The organism is Bacteroides sp. AF20-13LB, assembly GCF_003603065.1.
Classification (GTDB): domain Bacteria; phylum Bacteroidota; class Bacteroidia; order Bacteroidales; family Bacteroidaceae; genus Bacteroides; species Bacteroides uniformis.
Window position 1 is genome coordinate 1 of sequence record NZ_QTMH01000040.1, and the last position, 2,822, is coordinate 2,822.

At 46.0% G+C, this 2,822-nt stretch carries 2 protein-coding genes; both read right to left on the minus strand.

Annotated features, from left to right (window positions below):
* Window positions 1–82 precede the first annotated feature (82 nt).
* On the minus strand, window positions 83–838 hold the full coding sequence (gene istB, locus DWX62_RS21730; protein ID WP_120173147.1) for an IS21-like element helper ATPase IstB: 756 nt from the start codon (window positions 836–838) through the stop codon (window positions 83–85).
* A gap of 29 nt (window positions 839–867) precedes the next feature.
* Window positions 868–2,409, minus strand: coding sequence for an IS21 family transposase (istA, locus tag DWX62_RS21735; RefSeq protein ID WP_120173148.1), 1,542 nt, complete (start codon window positions 2,407–2,409; stop codon window positions 868–870).
* Window positions 2,410–2,822 lie beyond the last annotated feature (413 nt).

Below are 2,822 nucleotides of genomic sequence, written 5' to 3' on the forward strand. Positions count from 1 at the left end.
TGCTGAAAACGGTTGATATCCGTTCACCCAAAACGGTGATATCCGTTCACTTTTCATCCTCTAAACCTATGGCGATGCAAATTTATTGATTTTCGTCTGTAATGTTATATTTTGGATGTTTTTTTTGACGCATACTGCTGCCTTCTAACTCGAAGCGCACACTTGTGTGCACCAGCCTGTCTAATATTGCATCAGCCGCAGTCGTGTTGCCTTTCATCACATCGTACCAGTTAGCAACCGGCAGTTGTGATATGATGATAGTAGCTTTCTGTCCATGTCGGTCTTCTATAATCTCCATAAAGTCAAGCAGCTGTTGTCCGTCAAGAACTTTCATACCGAAGTCGTCCAGTATAAGCAGATCAGTCTGTGCCAACCTGGCGAAGAAACGATGCAGGGTACTGGATATGCGGGCAAGGCTTATTTCCTCGAAGAGCCTGTACAGGTTATAATAGGCAACCTTATATCCGTTCATGCAGGCCTGATGACCAAACGCTGTACCCAACCAGCTTTTACCTGTACCGGAAGCTCCCGTAATAAGTATGGACACCCCGTTTTTCACATAGTCACAAGTGGCAAGATTAAGCACTTTCTGCTTGTCTACGCCACGCTTGCTGTCATAGATAACTTCACTTATGGAAGCGTGATAACGGAAGTGTGCTTTTTTTATCAGACGGGCATTCCGGCTTTGATTCCGGTTATCCAGTTCGGCCTGTATAAGCAGTTGCAGGCCGTCCTTCAAGGAGAGCGACTCTGCCTGTCGCGTCTCCTGCATCGTAGCCCAGTAATGTGCCATTCCGGGCATCTTAAGGTTTCTTAGAGCATTGATAATTTCATCCATCGTTATTGGTTTTGAGTGTTAGAAGTCTGTCATTTGAACTGTGATTTCCCACGGATATTACAGTGTTGCGGAGGAGCAAAGGAAGATGTAGGCTGCCCCACACCGGCACACTTGCTTTCCACCAGTGAGCGTATAAAGCGGTAACTGCATCTGTCTACGTTCAGGGCTGTCTCGCAGGCTTTCTGGAAAACGGCCGGATCACTGCTCCTTTGCAGGTTTAGAAGCCCGTCGCAGGTCTTGTAATGAGTCTCCGGAGGCATTGTGGAAGAATAAAATATGCGGCGGATTACATTTCCAAGTATGCCGGATGCACGCTCGGCACGCTCTATGTATGATTTTGCACTCATTCCTCTGTATTCCCGGGAGTTGCTTGCAAGATGCTCCTTTACAATAGTATACTTTCCCCTGTTGTAATCACGTATGTGAGTGGCTACAAGTTCACCGTCCACATATACTTTTACCAGTGTGCGTGTATATGCAACATGTGCAGTTTTGGATATATACTGATACGGCACTGTATAATAGTGCTGGTCACGTCCTAGATAGATACAGCAGTTGGTTGACACCTTCAAATCGGTATATGACACAATCTCAAAATCCCTGTCAGGCAGCGGCATAAGATTTGGCCTGTCTACGGCAAGGAACCGTTCCTCACGCGTGTAAGGATGCTTCTGCATGCGTTTCTGGTTGTGCGCTTTCATTTTGAGCGAGGCTGCCCGGTTAAGCTCTTCCAGTGAATGGAAGGTTTCATTGCGGAGTTCGGCAAACACACGCATATAGACAAGCCTCACGGTCCCTTCCACGTTACTTTTATCTTTTGGGTGTGCGGGACGTGCCGGTATGATGACCGTGCCATAATGATTGGCCATATCCTCCATTACACGGTTAAGCGAAGGCTCATATCTGTCTGTCTTGACAACGGCAGCTTTAAGGTTGTCAGGGACAAGCATCTTTGGTACGCCGCCAAGATGTTTCAGGCACTGTGTTATGGCATATACAAAGTCTTCCGTGCGTTGTGAACGTACGAAGAGGATATAACCGTAGTCGCTTGCAGGCAGAGTGGCTACGAAAGCCTGGCACTGGACGACCTCACCGGTTTCCATATCAACGTATCCCATGGTATCACCGGCAAAATCGAGGAAAAGCTTTTCACCGCCAGTACGCATGTCAGCAAGTATGGTAGATGGCGATTCCTTTCCGGCCTCTGTGTTCTGATTGTAATGAAAACGGAACTGTGTCAGGCTGTAGTGGTTGTCAGGATGCTCATTACGGTATTCCTCCCAAAGAAGCTTCAGCGTGACATGCTTGCGCTTCATCTCCTCCTGAAGATATGGAAGAAGGGTTTTGAATGTTTCAAAGCGTTTGTCACTATATGCAGGATTGCCGCCCTTGAGACGGTGCTCAAGAATGGGATCGTCCAGCCTGATAAGTTCATCAAGGCTCAGGCTGTCAGCGCTGACCTTGTTCATGTAGTTGTTCACTGTCTCCTTGTTCATGCCGATTATATCGGCAGCCTTGCGGTTGGAGACTCCATTCTTCTTTAATAGAAGAAGTTGTTTGATCTGGCTCATATTCTTACTTTTTCCTGCCATAGTCGTATTGTATGAAGATTATATTCTGCATACAAGATACGGGAAAGAGTGGAAAGTGAACGGACATGCCCCGTTTTTTATGCAGGCATCGTCGTTTCTATGAGAAAGTGAACGGATATGCTCCGTTTTCCGAATGTAAACAACTGATTATTGTATTATTACATTCCCATCACTGAACGGATATACTCCGATTTTTGTATAGTAAAACGGATATTTTATCGTAATCACAAACCACTGAACGGATATGCTCCGTTTTTTGAGCGACTTTGGGCATTTTTTAGCAAAAATGAACGGATATGCTCCGTTTTTTATGCCCTTTTCAAGCCCATTTTAGCAATAATTGTGGGTGGATTATGCCGTTCTAAGTGGGTGGGTATGCTCCGTTTTCGCCA

Coding starts and splice junctions, on each gene's coding strand:
- istB (WP_120173147.1), bottom strand. CDS start 838: ATGGATGAAATTATCAATGCTCTAAGAAACCTTAAGATGCCCGGAATG.
- istA (WP_120173148.1), bottom strand. CDS start 2,409: ATGAGCCAGATCAAACAACTTCTTCTATTAAAGAAGAATGGAGTCTCC.